This is a genomic window from Alteromonas gracilis, assembly GCF_002993325.1.
GTDB lineage: Bacteria > Pseudomonadota > Gammaproteobacteria > Enterobacterales > Alteromonadaceae > Alteromonas > Alteromonas gracilis.
The window spans coordinates 182750-197718 of record NZ_PVNO01000031.1 but is presented as its reverse complement, the minus strand read 5'-3'; the positions used below and the strand labels follow the sequence as shown (position 1 = coordinate 197718).

General features: G+C 45.5%; 11 protein-coding genes. 7 read left to right on the top strand and 4 right to left on the bottom strand.

The annotated features are described in order from the left end of the window. Position 1: 1 nt before the first annotated feature. Complete coding sequence (locus C6Y39_RS17530; protein WP_205664221.1) at positions 2-1924, bottom strand: bifunctional 5-dehydro-2-deoxygluconokinase/5-dehydro-2-deoxyphosphogluconate aldolase; 1923 nt, start codon at positions 1922-1924, stop codon at positions 2-4. Positions 1925-2066: 142 nt separating this feature from the next. Here C6Y39_RS17530 and C6Y39_RS17525 point away from each other — a divergent pair, with 142 nt between their 5' ends. After that, positions 2067-2882 (top strand): MurR/RpiR family transcriptional regulator, encoded by an 816-nt coding sequence (locus C6Y39_RS17525; protein ID WP_105932510.1) that lies wholly within the window; start codon positions 2067-2069, stop codon positions 2880-2882. A gap of 12 nt (positions 2883-2894) precedes the next feature. Then, complete coding sequence (gene iolB, locus C6Y39_RS17520; protein ID WP_105932509.1) at positions 2895-3695, top strand: 5-deoxy-glucuronate isomerase; 801 nt, start codon at positions 2895-2897, stop codon at positions 3693-3695. Between the two features lie 42 nt (positions 3696-3737). On the opposite strand, the gene C6Y39_RS17515 is transcribed toward iolB, so the two are convergent. Then, a complete protein-coding gene (locus C6Y39_RS17515; protein ID WP_105932508.1) occupies positions 3738-4514 on the bottom strand; it encodes a sugar-binding protein in 777 nt (258 codons plus the stop codon). A gap of 164 nt (positions 4515-4678) precedes the next feature. On the opposite strand from C6Y39_RS17515, the gene C6Y39_RS17510 reads away from it, so the two are divergent. The 5 genes from C6Y39_RS17510 (at position 4679) to envZ (ending at position 10310) form a co-directional block, all read left to right on the top strand. Beyond that, a complete protein-coding gene (locus C6Y39_RS17510; RefSeq protein WP_105932507.1) occupies positions 4679-5608 on the top strand; it encodes an ion transporter in 930 nt (309 codons plus the stop codon). 121 nt (positions 5609-5729) lie between these two features. Beyond that, entirely contained in the window at positions 5730-6635 is a 906-nt protein-coding gene (locus C6Y39_RS17505) for a phosphoribulokinase (RefSeq protein WP_105932506.1), read from the top strand. A gap of 152 nt (positions 6636-6787) precedes the next feature. Next, complete coding sequence (locus C6Y39_RS17500) at positions 6788-7918, top strand: DUF2855 family protein (RefSeq protein ID WP_105932505.1); 1131 nt, start codon at positions 6788-6790, stop codon at positions 7916-7918. A 200-nt stretch (positions 7919-8118) separates the two neighbouring features. Beyond that, the gene (ompR, locus tag C6Y39_RS17495) at positions 8119-8841 is read left to right on the top strand and encodes an osmolarity response regulator transcription factor OmpR (protein WP_105932714.1); all 723 of its coding nucleotides are present in this window, start codon (positions 8119-8121) and stop codon (positions 8839-8841) included. Between the two features lie 134 nt (positions 8842-8975). Further along, positions 8976-10310, top strand: coding sequence for a two-component system sensor histidine kinase EnvZ (envZ, locus tag C6Y39_RS17490; RefSeq protein ID WP_105932504.1), 1335 nt, complete (start codon positions 8976-8978; stop codon positions 10308-10310). A 24-nt stretch (positions 10311-10334) separates the two neighbouring features. On the opposite strand, the gene C6Y39_RS17485 is transcribed toward envZ, so the two are convergent. Both C6Y39_RS17485 and C6Y39_RS17480 read right to left on the bottom strand, forming a co-directional pair. Next, complete coding sequence (locus C6Y39_RS17485; RefSeq protein WP_105932503.1) at positions 10335-11513, bottom strand: MFS transporter; 1179 nt, start codon at positions 11511-11513, stop codon at positions 10335-10337. 137 nt (positions 11514-11650) lie between these two features. Beyond that, a complete protein-coding gene (locus tag C6Y39_RS17480) occupies positions 11651-14089 on the bottom strand; it encodes a TIM-barrel domain-containing protein (RefSeq protein ID WP_105932502.1) in 2439 nt (812 codons plus the stop codon). Positions 14090-14969: the final 880 nt, after the last annotated feature.

Genomic DNA, 14969 nt, shown 5'->3' with positions numbered 1-14969 from the left:
GTTAAGTATCCTTACGCTTATTCCAGGCTTTAACCAAAGTTAGGTAATTGCTCGCTATGTCGGCTTTTAGACTGTCGTCGTCAATTTCCCCTGCTAACCACGCCCTACTCGCTTTAGCAAAGATTGAACGTCCCACGGCAAAGCCACGACATAGGGGGAAATGAGCACTGTCTTCAAAACCTTTGGCAAGTTGTTCAATTGGTGCGTCCAAGCCCAGTAAAATCACACCTCTACAGTGCGGAGCCCGGGTCTCAATCAATGAAGAGATAGCTTGCCATGCGTCAAGAGTTGGCGTCGGCAGCTTCCACCAATCAGGACGCACACCTAAGTCGTACACATTTTCCATACACCGCACGATAGTGTCGTCGTTGCAAGGCATGTTTTTCGGCGGAATTATTTCCAAAAGTAACTCATGCCCACTTACACAGACCGCGTCATAAAGCTCTTTAATTTGTCGACTCTGTGCGTCCCACATTGTTTGCTCATCATCGGGGTGCATAAAAATTAAGCATTTTACAATATGTTCTTTAGGCCACGACACCAACCTTGAGCCTATAGAGCGTCCTCCCTCTAACTCAATGGGACGTGAGGTAGGCACTTCCACGGGTCTACCTATCCACCAGCGCTTGCCTGTAACTTCGTTAAGTGCGTCTTGACCAAACGTGTCATCAATGAGCACACCCACCTGGTTGGGCAAAGTGCCGTTGCTTGCCACGTCGTTTAGCGAGGCAAGAATATGTTGCTTTAGTGTGGGAATAAGGGTGACGTCTGCCCCCACTTCGTTTGCCATATCTATAAATTGCTGGCGGTGGTCGAACGCTAAAATGCATAGTTCATCCCACGCCGCTGGCTTACGCGTGGTAACGCGATGCAGGTAGTTAAGCTCAGGATCTAAATCTGGCCGCTCAATGTCATGCTGATTAGCGATATAGTAGTCAAGCTCTTCTGGCGTAGGAATGGCAGGTGCACACCCATGACGGGATACAACTAACGCGCCAGATGCATTGGCGTATGAGCATGCCTTTTCATACCCCTCTTCTCTAATCCAGCCACGAAGAAAGCCAGCCATAAATGCATCACCAGCACCCAAAACATTGAGCACATCGACTCTGACACCTTCAGCAAAAAACGCATCGTCAATATGATCAGGGATCTCGCTATCGAAAATTGAGCATCCTTGCGCCCCTCGTTTAAGGACAATTTCGGCATCACTTATCGCTCGTACCGTCTTTAACGCGTCTATGGTGTCGGTTGAGCCACCCGCAATATGTACCTCTTCTTCAGTGCCAACAATAAGGTCGCATAATGGAATAATTGACTGAAGATGCTTAGTCACATCAGTATTAGACACAAATCGGTTATCGCCTTCACCGGGACGCGTAAGTCCCCAAAGCACCGGACGATAATCGATATCTAAAACAACCTTGGTGTTATTCCGACGAGCATACGCAATCGCCTTTCGGGCCACACTATCCACATGCGGTGTCGAAAAATGTGTACCGGTAATCAGTAACGCTTTGGACGAGGCGATATAAGCTTCGTCGAAATCGCTTTCATCTATGGCCATATCGGCACAATCTGTTCTGTAAAAGAGCAGTGGAAACGCTTCTTTCGTTTTAATTGAGAGAATAGCAAGTGCCGTCAGTCTTACTGGATCTGTGACTACGTGGCTCGTGTCTACGCCAGCGCTTTCAAGCTCTTCTCGAATAAACTCTCCAAATTGCTCATCGCCAACTCGAGTTAGCATTGAGGCACGCAACCCCAAACGCGCCGCTCCAAAGCAAATGTTACAAGACGAACCACCTAATGATTTGGCAAAAGAGGATATATCCTGCAGCCTATTGCCAATTTGTTGTCCGTATAAGTCGACGGATGCTCTACCAAGACATATGACATCCAACGTTTTAGATATTGTTTGTGACACGGTGGTTCTCTTCTCATCTGTTCAAAATAAACGCCAAACTAAAATAGAACATATTTTCCATTTAATCAATTGTTGGAATATTTATTTTATTTGTTCTATTATTTGACATAGAACAGGCGTACCTAAAAGCGAACGTGAAGCAATGACAGAAACACAAACCGAACTCGAACAACATATTGAAAGCCAGTACTCATCGCTAAGTAAGCGATTACAAGAAGTTGCCCGCTACGTTTTAGACAACCCGAATGCGATTGCATTTGGTACCGTAGCCAGTATTGCAAAGGCCGCAGGCGTCCACGCCTCCACTTTGGTTCGTTTTGCTCACGCCTTTGGTTTTGAGGGATTCAGCGATATGCAGCAGCTCTTCAAGGACAAGCTCATGGTCAGTTCACCAGACTATGAAAGCCGTATAAAATCGGTACAAAAGGAACCTGCCACTCACGATAAAAAGTGCGGACTTAGTTGGTTAAAGCAAATTGTCATTGCCAACACACAGGCCCTCGACAATTTATGTAATTCAGTAGATGAGCAGGCGCTAAATGGCGCCATCTCTGCGCTTCACAACGCGAATATCATTCATATCCAAGGGGCAAGAAGGTCATTTCCGACAGCCAGCTATTTCAGCTATCTTCTTAATAATATAGGGCGCCGAGCCCACCTGCTCGATGGCGCCGGTCATATGGATATAGCCCAGCTCAACCTTCTAGGTCCTGATGACGTGTTATTCGCCATTAGTTTTGCGCCTTACGCGCAAGAAACCTTAGATGCCGTGAATTATGCTAAACAAAGAGGAATAGCGGTTATCGCTATGACTGATAGTAGCGTTAGCCCTTTAGCTGAACACGCCGACATTTACATTAAAGTGAAAGAGGCAGAAATACACTCTTTTCGCTCGCTCAATGTAAGCACCAACATTATTCAAGCGCTTATGCTTGGTCTTATTCACCAATCTAACTAACGGCCATTCATTATGTCACATTTACACAGTCGACCTTCCTCTCCAGATGATCAAGGACGTATTCAACATATCACGCCAGCCTCGGCGAATTGGCGCTACGTGGGCTTTGACGTGGTTTTGCTAAAGGCAGGCGACACACAAACCTTTGATACTGCGGGTAATGAAGTATGCGCTGTGGTGGTCTGTGGCCGTGTTGAGATAAAAACCCTTAATGAAACATTTTTGGATTTAGGGGATAGAGAATCCGTTTTTGAAAATAAAGCGCCTTTTGCCGTTTACGTTCCCCCTAAAGATATCATTACGGTAACCGCTTTGACTGATGCAGAAGTCGCGCTATGTAGCGCTCCAGCCAAGGGGGAATTATCTACTAGACTAATAAAACCAGAAGATTGTGAAGTTTCAGTCAGAGGGAAAGGGACCAATACCCGCCATATTCGCAATATAATGATGAATAATGTTATGGCAGAAAAACTATTGATTACCGAAGTGATAACCCCCAACGGTCACTGGTCGAGCTATCCCCCCCATAAACACGATACCGACTCACTTCCTAGCGAGAGTGCACTGGAAGAAACGTATTATCATAAGCTAAACCCTCAGCAAGGCTTTGCTTTTCAGCGAGTGTATACCGACGATAGAAGCATTGATGAGACAATCAGCGTCGAACATAACAGTGTTGTTATGGTTCCCAAGGGCTATCATCCCGTTGGCGCTCCCCACGGTTACGACCTATACTACCTTAATGTAATGGCAGGGCCTAAGCGGGAGTGGGTATTCCACAACGACCCTGATCATGAATGGATGCTAAAATAAACAAGGGTGGCAAAGCTCGCAAACCGATAAAGCGCGCTACTTTTAGTTTGTAGCGCCTTTGTGCTGTAGCAGAATCTTCCCAAACACCGACGCATCCTTGTACCCCAAGTTTTTATCGCCATTTACTGGGGTGATCTCGTGAGAACCTAAAAAATGCTCTCTGTCGTCGCCATCAGCATCACAGTAGGCAAGCATAAAGCCCAGTGTCATACCTTCTTTTAAGGTAACCGTCGAGTTATCTTTTCCGTGCTGATAGCTATCATCAAATACACGCACCGCCGCTTCCCAGTAAATCTTGTAAGGCGCTTGTGTATCACGCAGCCATTTGTTCTTTACATGGTCGTTGTAGCGTTGTGGTACCGCCTCTCCTGCTTCATTTGGACCGATATCAATAACCTGGTTATCAAGCGCCAAGTGATAGGCAAACGCATTGTAGTTATTGAGGTGATCGCCACCAGAGGCGTCCGCATCAATAAAAATTTCTAGGCAATCATCATCCCAATAACGCTCAAGCGGGTTGGCATAGGTATCTGAAAGGTGGTCGTCTTGTATTTCGGCTAACAGATACAATGCATCCTTATTCCACCGAAGTTTATATCTACCGGAAAAGTCGCTGGGTTCAGGCGCAGTCCCCAACATGAGTGAGGTCATGCCGTGCCAATCTTCTCCTTCCCATGCTGCGTCGGTTGCTAAACCATCGATAACAGGCGGCGTAGATGTAAAAAGCACACTGTCAGGCTTCGCTATTGCTAAGGGTACAAACATCGATACGAATAGTGCCGAAGCGATTGTAGTTGCTAGAGATTTCGTACTTTTCAATTGAATATGCTCTTAAATTTGTTGGCTAATAATTAAAACTAACACGTTTTTAGATTGAGCACGCCAGAATTAGCTCTCAGCAGGGCTCCCTTTTCATTAGAAGAATTATCAATTTACTGCTGTAATTGGTATAAGACATTTATCTCTATCTAATCAACGCCCATATGTCATTTAGAAACGCGTGCTATCACATTCTTGCTCCCGCAAGCGAAGCTCACGAGTACAAAAAGTCCAGCAAGCTATTTGATATGTTGCTCATCGTTCTCATTATTGTGAATGTTGGAGCCATGATGCTAGAAACCGTGCCCGGTATCCCTGCAATTTTGAAGCACGAGCTGCACGTTATTGAGGTGGTTTCAGTACTTATATTCACTATCGAATATGTGCTTCGAGTATATAGCTGCGCATCAGGGCCTAACCGTCCAGCCAGCCAAGCAACAACACCGTGGCAAAAGCGTTGGGCCTATATAAAAAGCCCAATGGCGCTGGTCGATTTGATGGCGATTTTGCCTTTTTACCTAAGCATTTTCGTGGCGTTTGATTTACGCATTTTACGGGTATTCAGGGTACTACGAATTTTAAAGATTGGCCGCTATTCACGTTCAATGCAAACCCTTATCACTGTATTGCGCAATGAATCTCATAGCCTTATTGCTGCTATCAGCGTGCTTTTGCTATTTACGGTTATCGCTGCCACCTGCATTTATTATATCGAGCACACAGCACAGCCCAACGTATTCAGCAGTATACCCGCATCTTTATGGTGGGCACTGGTCACGCTGACTACGGTAGGCTATGGCGACGCTGTTCCAGTTACCGCGCTAGGAAAAGTATTTGGCGGGCTAATTACCATCATGGGCATATGCTTTTATGCCTTACCGGCGGGCATTTTGTCTTCAAGCTATACCACCCAAATGCAGCTGAAACGAGACCGTTTTAAAGACACAGTACGCAGTGTCCTTGATGATGGGGAACTTAGTAAGCGTGACGTGCACCACTTGGAGCACGTGCGAGCTTTGCTCGATTTAGACGAAGAAGAGGCAAAACTGATTGTGCGCTTATTGCAACATCATCATAAAAGCCTAGACAAATGAGCCTACGCAAGATTACACAAGAGTGCTTACAAAAACTGAGCGGTTCGCACCAAGATGCCCCCTTGATTCTTAGCGCACATCAGCTTATAACTAGTACCCGTCATTTCCAAAAAGAAATCCTATGTCTGTCAAACACCCTATTATTGCTATAACAGGTTCTTCTGGTGCGGGTACTACAACCACGACCAACGCTATTCGCCATATTTTCAGGAACTTAAACGTTAATGCTGCAGTAGTCGGCGGTGATAGCTTCCACCGATTTACTCGCCCGGAAATGGAAGTGGAAATCCGTAAAGCGCAAGAACAAGGCAGACACATTAGTTATTTTGGTCCTAAAGCCAACGATTTCGAACTACTTGAGACGCTGTTTAGAGAATACGGAAGTTCGGGTACCGGGCAATTTAGGCAATACCTTCATACATTTGATGAAGCCGTGCCGTTCAATCAAATGCCTGGAACTTTTACTCCGTGGCAAGACTTACCCAAGAACACCGACTTACTGTTTTATGAGGGATTACATGGCGGCGTTAAAACCGAAGAAAATGACGTTGCCAAACATGTAGATTTACTTGTGGGCATGGTGCCTATTGTGAACTTGGAATGGATCCAAAAAATTGTTCGCGACACCACAGACAGAGGTCATTCTCGTGAAGCAGTAATGAGCAGTATTGTGCGAGGTCTAGACGACTATTTTCATTATATTACACCTCAGTTTTCGCGCACTCACGTCAATTTCCAACGCGTCCCTACGGTTGATACTTCAAACCCGTTTAGCGCACGTGAAATTCCAACTCAAGATGAAAGCTTTGTGGTTGTGAGGTTTAGACGGGAAATGAAAACCGTAGACTTCCCTTATCTACTGCAAATGATCGACGGCGCATTTATGTCTCGCATCAACACGCTGGTTGTACCCGGCGGAAAAATGGGCTTGGCCATGGAGCTTATATTAACGCCGCTTCTTGAAGATATCTTAAACAAGAAACGCAGAGCAGGCCATCAGATGGACTGGCTAAATAGCGACGAATAAAGCTCAATATACATCCCTTCTATAGGCATATATTTAAAACAGTAAGTCGTAATGGCTGAATCCCTGCGCCAATCTAGGTAGTTAATACCAGTCCGCATAGATAATTAATGCGTTGCGACCTAGTACCTAACAAAACAACAGCAGGCCCTATTATGACCACAATAAAAAGCCAACAAATTTGGGTAGACCAGCAAAACCTCGCCGCCACTAAAGTGGTTAACCTCGATATAAACACCAACGACTTACAGCAGGATGAAGTACTGTTTGAAACAGACAGCTTTGGTTTTTCAGCCAACAATATCACCTATGCGGCACTGGGTTTTAAAATGGGCTACTGGGGCTTCTTTCCTGCTAAATATAACAATGACAGCAGCGATACTGGGTTTGGTATAGTCCCGGTATGGGGTTTCGCCACAGTAAAAGCGTCGCGCCATAGCGATATTGAAGTGGGTGAAAAAGTGTTTGGGTATCTGCCCATGGCAAGCCACTGGGTGATAAAAGCCGGTAAAGTTGCGTCTCATGGCTTTTCTGACATTCACGAACAACGCAAAAGCATTAGCCCAGTTTACGACCAATACCTACGCTGTGCAGCGGACCCTGGCTACGATAAAAACCGTGAAGCATGGCAGCTTAATTTCAGACCGCTTTATATGACGTCGTTTGTGCTCGATGACTATGTTGCCGAGAAAGCGGACAACAAAATATTGCTTCTATCGAGCGCCTCAAGTAAAACCGCGCTGGGCACTGCCCAGTTACTTAAAGATCAAAAACATTCTCGCAAAGCCACCTACCGCGTAGTGGGGCTAACTTCCACAAACAATGTTGATACAGTTAGCAATTCAGGCTGCTACGACGCTGTATACAGCTATGACGAACTCGCAAAGCTTAGTAACGATGTTGGCGTCGAGGAAAACGTTTGGCTGCTTGATTTTGCTGCCAATGGTACGCTTATCAATAACCTCGCCAAGCAGCTTGGTGACAGTTTAAGGGAAGTAACGCTAATAGGTGCTACCGACTGGCAGGCTCAGGAAAAACCAAATCCGAAGCTGCTTAATGCAGAAATTTTCTTTGCGCCTGCGCGCGTAAAGCTTCGTCAGGGCGAATGGGGGCATGAAGCTTTCTTAGCTAAATACGCCACCGCATGGCAGCGCTTCGCCGCAAAGGTCAGTGATCAGTTTATAGAACAAACTCACTGCGGCTCCGAGGCCATAACAAGGTTATACCAAGAAACACTCAACGGTACGGCACAATCCAAAGCGCTCAATGTAGTGACGTTCAATTAACACACAATAAATAGTACCCCCTTGTTTTTGAGGGTTTGTACTAAATTAAGATAATGAGATCGGAGGCCGAGTTACTCATCGGCCCCTTTCTGTCTAGACACTATTTGTAACAAACATCCCCGACCTTTTACGCTTTTCTCGCTTTTGTATTTCACATCTAATGGTTATAGTGAAACAAAAGTAAAACGAAAGGTATGAGTATGGGTCAGGAAACCTCTAAAATTCTCGTTGTTGATGATGACATGCGCTTACGCAGCCTGTTAGAGCGTTATCTTTTAGAGCAAGGCTACCAAGTTCGAAGTGCAGCAAACGCAGAACAAATGGATAGATTACTTGAACGCGAGAACTTCCACTTGATGGTTTTGGACCTTATGCTACCGGGCGAGGACGGGTTGTCTATTTGCCGCCGTTTGCGCCAGCATGAAAACGATATGCCCATTATTATGCTTACCGCTAAAGGCGATGAAGTAGACCGTATTATTGGCCTTGAAATGGGTGCAGATGACTATTTGCCTAAGCCTTTTAACCCGCGAGAACTGCTTGCACGAGCAAAAGCGGTATTGCGCAGACGAAGCAGCGAAGCGCCCGGCGCGCCGTCTAAAGACGTCCAAATTGTTGAGTTTGGCAATTACAAACTTAACCTTGCCACCAGAGAAATGAGCGCTGGCGATACACCCTTAACCCTAACGAGCGGTGAGTTTGCAGTATTAAAATCTCTGGTTACCCACCCCCGTGAGCCGTTATCCCGAGATAAGCTAATGAACCTAGCCCGTGGACGCGACTACAGTGCGTTAGAGCGCAGTATTGATGTCCAGGTTTCCCGCTTGCGAAGAATGCTTGAAGAAGACCCTGCCAACCCTCGCTATATACAAACCGTATGGGGACTGGGCTACGTTTTCGTGCCTGATGGCGAACAAGTCTAGCCTCGTGCCTGATACGACGGGAACGACGGTCTTGGACTATTTGTCTGTAAAGTATGTTTACTCATGACGCGTGATTGCGTGCGTGCATATAGCCAATGCAAACACTGGCCCATGACTCAAAGCGGCGGTGTGTAATGCGTTTAATTCCTAAAAGTGCGTTCGGCCAAACCGTCATGCTTATTGGCGTACTGCTGCTTATTAACCAGATAGTGTCCTACATCTCGGTTACCTACTATTTTATCCAGCCAAGTTATCAGCAAATCAATAGCTTACTGGCAACGCAAGTTAAGTCCGTACTCGCTAACGACTTGCTAGTGACCAACCAAGAAACCCGTGATCGCTACTTTGAAAAAACGCAGGTACAAGTGTTCGATGAAAGCATAGCGAGAAGAAATGGTTTAGAGAGCGCTGTTTACTACAATTATATTTCGTCGCAAGTGAGCGAGCAGCTCAATCAACTTGCCGACGTACGTATCAGCACCACAGGGCAAGCCAGCGACGAAAATGCCCCCTATATTGTCTGGATATCGCTAAACCGTTATCCAGACACCTGGATTTCTATCCCCATTTCAGGGCTAAACGAAGCGAATATCTCCCCACTGACTATGTATCTTATGGTTATTGGCATATTGAGTGTGGCAGGCGGATGGTTGTTTGTAAGACGTATGACTCGCCCTTTATCTGCACTCCAGAAAGCGGCAATTTCTGTGGGTAAAGGTGAGCACCCAGCTCCTCTTCGCGAACAAGGCAGCACTGAAATGATTCAAGTGACTCGCGCCTTCAACCGAATGAATCAGGGCATTAAGCAGCTTGAGAATGACAGAAATATCATGACAGCAGGTATTTCCCACGACTTGCGCACGCCGCTCACTCGTATCCGCCTTGCCTCTGAAATGCTGCCCGAAGACCAAGATTGGATAAAAGACGGTATTGTGAACGACATAGAAGACATGAACGCTATTATCGATCAGTTCATTGATTATGCGCGTTACGATACCGAAGAAGCGACTCAAGAAACCGATTTAAACGCTATTATCGCAGAGCTTGTTCAAGCTAGGCATCTTGACGATAAGCATCATATTGAACTGAAACTTAATGCCATTCCTCCCTTGTCATTAAAACGCATTGCGATGAAGCGAGTGATTGATAACCTTATAGAAAATGCGTTTAAGTATGGCTCAGACAATATCGCTATCAGCAGCTTTTACAATCGCCATGAAAAACGCGTATATTGCAAGGTTCGAGATTTCGGCCCGGGCATTCCAGATGATCAATTAACATCGCTTTTCATGCCTTTCGCTCAAGGTGACAAAGCCAGAAATTCTTCTGGCTCTGGCTTGGGTCTCGCTATCATTAGACGTATTGTCGAGGCCCATGATGGAGAAGTAACCTTGAGGAATCATCCTCAACAAGGCTTGGTCGCCGAGTTCTATCTGCCCTATTTGGCTGAACTGCCCAACAAAAAGTAGAGCGTTTATTTAATGGGACAGATATTACGCGGGCCTATCGTGGTACTTGATTTTGCGGCTGTAGCCATACGAGGCTAGCCATAACAAACACCCACCAATAGGAATAACCCAGAACGCCGTGGTGAGCGGTACAAAATTCGCCCATAGCCCCGTTGAAAATGACGCCACCTGCACGCCGGTAGAGTTACCAATAATAGCGATCCCGGACAGTACAGGGCCGTTATCACTGTCGATATTCATCGCGGCAGATAGCATTAATGGAAATAGCCCGCCTAAGCCAAGCCCTAGTAGAAGATTACCCGCGCCAATGCCGTACATGCTAGGCATTAGCTTAAGAGCAAATACCCCTGCCAACGAGGCTGTTGCCATGAATACGATTAAGCGGTGCACAGAGACAAAGCGAAGCAAAAAAGGGAACGTTAAGCGGCTTATTACCATGCCTGCTGTGAAGCAAGCCAGAAGGTCACGTGATTGTTCACCGGTGAATCCTAAACCATTTTGTGCGTAGCTAACAAACCAGTTGGCATTACCGAACTCTACTGCACCATAACCAAAAGAAAGCAGGGCCATGAAAATAAAAACCGGCTGTTTAATAATAACGCCAAATGCCAACGTCTTTTTAGCGGCTTTAGGCTGGCCTTTAAGCACCTTGGCCTGTGAGCGGGCAGCTATAAAAGTATAGCAAGCCAGTAGCACCATTACTCCAGCTAGAACCTGAATGGGAAGTCGCCAGTTTTGGTCGACCAGGTATAACAGCGTTACGAAAAATGAAGCTGCAAAGGTTCCAAGGCTAAACATGAAATCCATCAGCCCCATCATAGTGAAACGCTTTTCGGCATACATTCGAGCTATAAGCGTGTGCCCAATGGTAAAAATGGTCGAACTCACCACGCCAATGAGTACGGCAAGCACTAAAAACCATTGCCATGATGATAGAACCGACACCATCAGCAGAAGCACAGTGTTTATACTGAACAGGGTGGCTAAAAGAGGCATGTACTCGAAGCGACTGGCATATTTACCGCCAATCACCGCACCTAACATCATGCCTACAGAGAAAAGGGAGAAAAGCGCGCCACTGACTACCTCAGACATTTGAAGGTCGGCCGCAATATCAGGCAGCAGAATTCCCCATAGCAAAAATAATTTACCGATTAAGAAAAAACCGGCAAAGATAACGATAGTGGCGGGAAGTCGGCTCATTTAGGCTCCATGGTTGATATCAGTGCGAATACATCGGATATAGACGAAAGGGCACAGCGTAGAGGTGCGCCCTTAACCACAACGTGAACCCTTAGGAAAACTGACTTTTTATATAACCTCGTCAGTACCCTCTATTATCACATGATCAATACCTCTACAGATTGCTGATAGTCGCATGAAAATGCAAGTGAAAGCGTTTTCCCTTTATCATCCCACGTTACCGGTACACTGTTACCATCAATTGAAACGCTTTGTGGTTTATCCCTCAAACCATGTATTACGTAGGTGATATTTCGTTGTTTGGGCATACGAATATAGCTGCCCTCGCTATCAAGCGTTAGGGTTAAAGCAGCGTTTTCATCTACAGACGAACGAACATGTAGCTTTGTGTACAAGCCTTTTTCAACAGACGCGGGGTTTTTGCCATCATCCTCGTAATAAGTATATGAAGATGAATTTACTGAATTGTCATGCCAGTAATGCATTTCTATTTTACGTGCATCAAACTGCTCTGTGCGGCTAAGCCCTTTAGTCATTGGCATAAAGCTGCCCGCTTTTACCCACACAGGAAAGTTATCTTGGGTTAATGGGTAATCAACGGTTTGCCCTCCTTGGTAGCGCGTATCAGAGAAAAAGTCGAACCACACGCCCTCGGGAAGGGCTGTTGACCACGCAACTTGGTTTGGGCTGGTAACAGGCGAAACTAGCAGCGCATCACCCCACAAATAACTCTCTGCATTTTCAAACCAATCGCTTTCATCGTACTTCATGGCTAATGGACGCATTAAAGGCGTACCGTAAAGCGCATTTTCAAAGGCCAGTGAATAGTTATACGGCAGCATGTCGTAGCGAAGCTGGATAAACTTACGCGCAATCGACTTTACCGGGTCGGCATGGAAAATCGGCTCTGGCGCAATATTATCTTGAGCATGAGGCCTAAATACCGGAGAAAAAGTACCGAACTGAAGCCATCTTGTATAAAGCTCGGCGTCAAAGGTTTCGCCTCCAGCAAACCCACCTAAGTCGGAATGAGTATAGGCCATTCCAAAAACACTCATTTGAAGTGCCAACTCTACCTGAGGCTTAAGTCCGCCCCAGCTTCGACTTACATCGCCCGTCCACGGCACCATACCGTAACGCTGGCTGCCCAAAAAGCCTGAACGCATGAGAACAAACGGGCGTGTATCAGGTTGAAGCTCGGTTAAATTGTTATACACGGTTTTCGCCCACTGATGACCATAACCGTTATGCACTTCAGCACCGCTCACCGTCTTATTACCAAGACCTGCGTTGCTCCAGGTGTGCTGAATATCATCAGGGTGAACCTCAGGCTCACCCAAGTCGCCCCACCAGCCAGCAACGCCCTGTGCGGCTAGCTTTTCATAATATTGCCAAAACCAGTCTTGGCCCGCTTCATTGAACACATCAACAAGGCCGGTATTGCCAAAGTAAAAGTCGAAGGTATAAGGCACACCATCATCGTTTTGAGCAAGAGCATTATTGGCAACGGCGCTTTCCCATTGCTTTGACGTTGTCAGAATAAAGGGCTCTGTTATAAGCACGGTTTTTACGTCTTGATTGCGAAGTTCACTAATCATTTTCTCTGGCTCGGGAAACGTCTCACTTTCCCAATTCAAGTTACCCATATGGCCCTGAATGTCTTTACCAAACCAGTATAAGTCCAAGACTACAGCGTCAACGGGAATATCTTGCGTATTAAAGGCATCGACTACGCTTGTGACTTCATCTTGCGATTTATAACCGAAACGAGACGCGAAGTTACCCAGCAGCCAGCGCGGAGGTAGAGGCTGTTTGCCCGTTACTGCGACAGTAGATTGCACAGTGTCAGCCAAGCTTTCACCCAATACCATGATGTAGCTGGCACGACCACCCTGTGCACTAAATAAAAGTTCATCAGGTGTGCTGCTGCCTATATCAAGCTGACCGGAGGCAGTGTTATCAAAAAGCACGCTGTAGTGTTTAGAAGACATCACCGCGGATAAGCCAAAATACATCTGATTCGATGAGGTGGTGTAACCATAATGGGCCTTGTTATAAAGCGGCATAGTGTTACCACGACGATCCATACCTAACACACGCTGCCCACCGCCATAGAGCTTTTCGTCTTCATCTAGCGCAAACGATAGGCTAACGCCGTTATTGGAAATACTTAGTCCGCCTTGTTCTTTCGCGACAATTTTGCCGTTAACAGAATAGCTGATAGCGTGCGTCGCCTTATCAACATGCGCTGCAATATTATTGAGTTTTAAGATTAGGGTCGTCGCAGTTTCAACTAGCTCTACATCATTAGCTTTTTTGTTTGTAACATCAGTCAACGCGGGCTCGGGAAGCGCCATAGACGGTAGATTTGCGTAAGGCGTGCCATTATCATCAGTAAGATACGTTACTTGAAAGCCACTATCGTGCAACGCGCTTATCGTGAAGTCATTGGTATCCGTATCAATATTTAGCGTTGCTTTTTCGAGAGTCGCTGTTTGAACTTCGGCTACTGTATTTACCGAGAAAAATGCCAAACTAGCACATGCAAGTGCTATACGCTGTTTCCTGTCTATCATGCTCAAAACCTTCTTTATGCTTCATAGCGAAGCGCACCTAATTAGCGAACCGCACTTAATTAACGAAGCGCGCTTAATTAAAGCCTACTTGTGTACGGTGAATGATAGCTAGTGCATTGCTCAACTTAAATAAACATACGTATTCATAATGTTAAATTTGTTAACAACAATTGCTTTATTAATGATTATCTCTTTGGCTCACTTACTGATATAAAAAGATGTATAAACAGGGAGTCTATTAATCATGGGAGAATACTTCGTTATGCAATCAACTGATTATGCGCCGATGCCAACCTTTTCTATTAAAGTTAATCTAAAGCGAAATGAATGATGCGATGGATGTTATTTAGTGTCATTACATCTTTATTTGGGTTTTATTGCTTTGTCAGGTTATTTCAGCCTAGCGCATTTATTCATGTTGGAGATAATAACGCCGCTTTAGCGACAGTATTTATTGACTCGAGTTGGGACATACAACTATCGGGATTTGATCGCGAAGAGTTATTTGAGGTTGTCAGTAAACATAACCTCCCACAAAGCGTTGTGTATTTACATGTCCCAGTTATTTATGATGCTCAAAACAAATTAACTCCACCACCAAACAACAAACAAAGAGAGAGAGATTCGTATTTTTGATACTTCGCTACTTATCGAAACTGCTCCTCTAGATCCATTTGGCGTGCCTTATACCCTAAGGCTTATCTCTATTGATAAACAGAAATACTGGATAAGAGATAGTCATATGGACAGCGAACTTTTTCAGTACAAGGCCGACATCAACTTTACTCCAGCATCCACAAATTGGTTTAGCTCAATGCTCTAACATTAAAGGTGCCTTTAAATCAGCTAGTTCTCGAAAGCCTTATAATACCAATCCGCA

Bases quoted from the DNA above. Each gene is read 5' to 3' on its own strand.
- C6Y39_RS17525 (WP_105932510.1), top strand. From the start codon at position 2,067: ATGACAGAAACACAAACCGAACTCGAACAACATATTGAAAGCCAGTAC.
- iolB (WP_105932509.1), top strand. From the start codon at position 2,895: ATGTCACATTTACACAGTCGACCTTCCTCTCCAGATGATCAAGGACGT.
- C6Y39_RS17510 (WP_105932507.1), top strand. From the start codon at position 4,679: ATGTCATTTAGAAACGCGTGCTATCACATTCTTGCTCCCGCAAGCGAA.
- C6Y39_RS17505 (WP_105932506.1), top strand. From the start codon at position 5,730: ATGTCTGTCAAACACCCTATTATTGCTATAACAGGTTCTTCTGGTGCG.
- C6Y39_RS17500 (WP_105932505.1), top strand. From the start codon at position 6,788: ATGACCACAATAAAAAGCCAACAAATTTGGGTAGACCAGCAAAACCTC.
- ompR (WP_105932714.1), top strand. From the start codon at position 8,119: ATGGGTCAGGAAACCTCTAAAATTCTCGTTGTTGATGATGACATGCGC.
- envZ (WP_105932504.1), top strand. From the start codon at position 8,976: ATGCGTTTAATTCCTAAAAGTGCGTTCGGCCAAACCGTCATGCTTATT.
- C6Y39_RS17485 (WP_105932503.1), bottom strand. From the start codon at position 11,513: ATGAGCCGACTTCCCGCCACTATCGTTATCTTTGCCGGTTTTTTCTTA.
- C6Y39_RS17480 (WP_105932502.1), bottom strand. From the start codon at position 14,089: ATGATAGACAGGAAACAGCGTATAGCACTTGCATGTGCTAGTTTGGCA.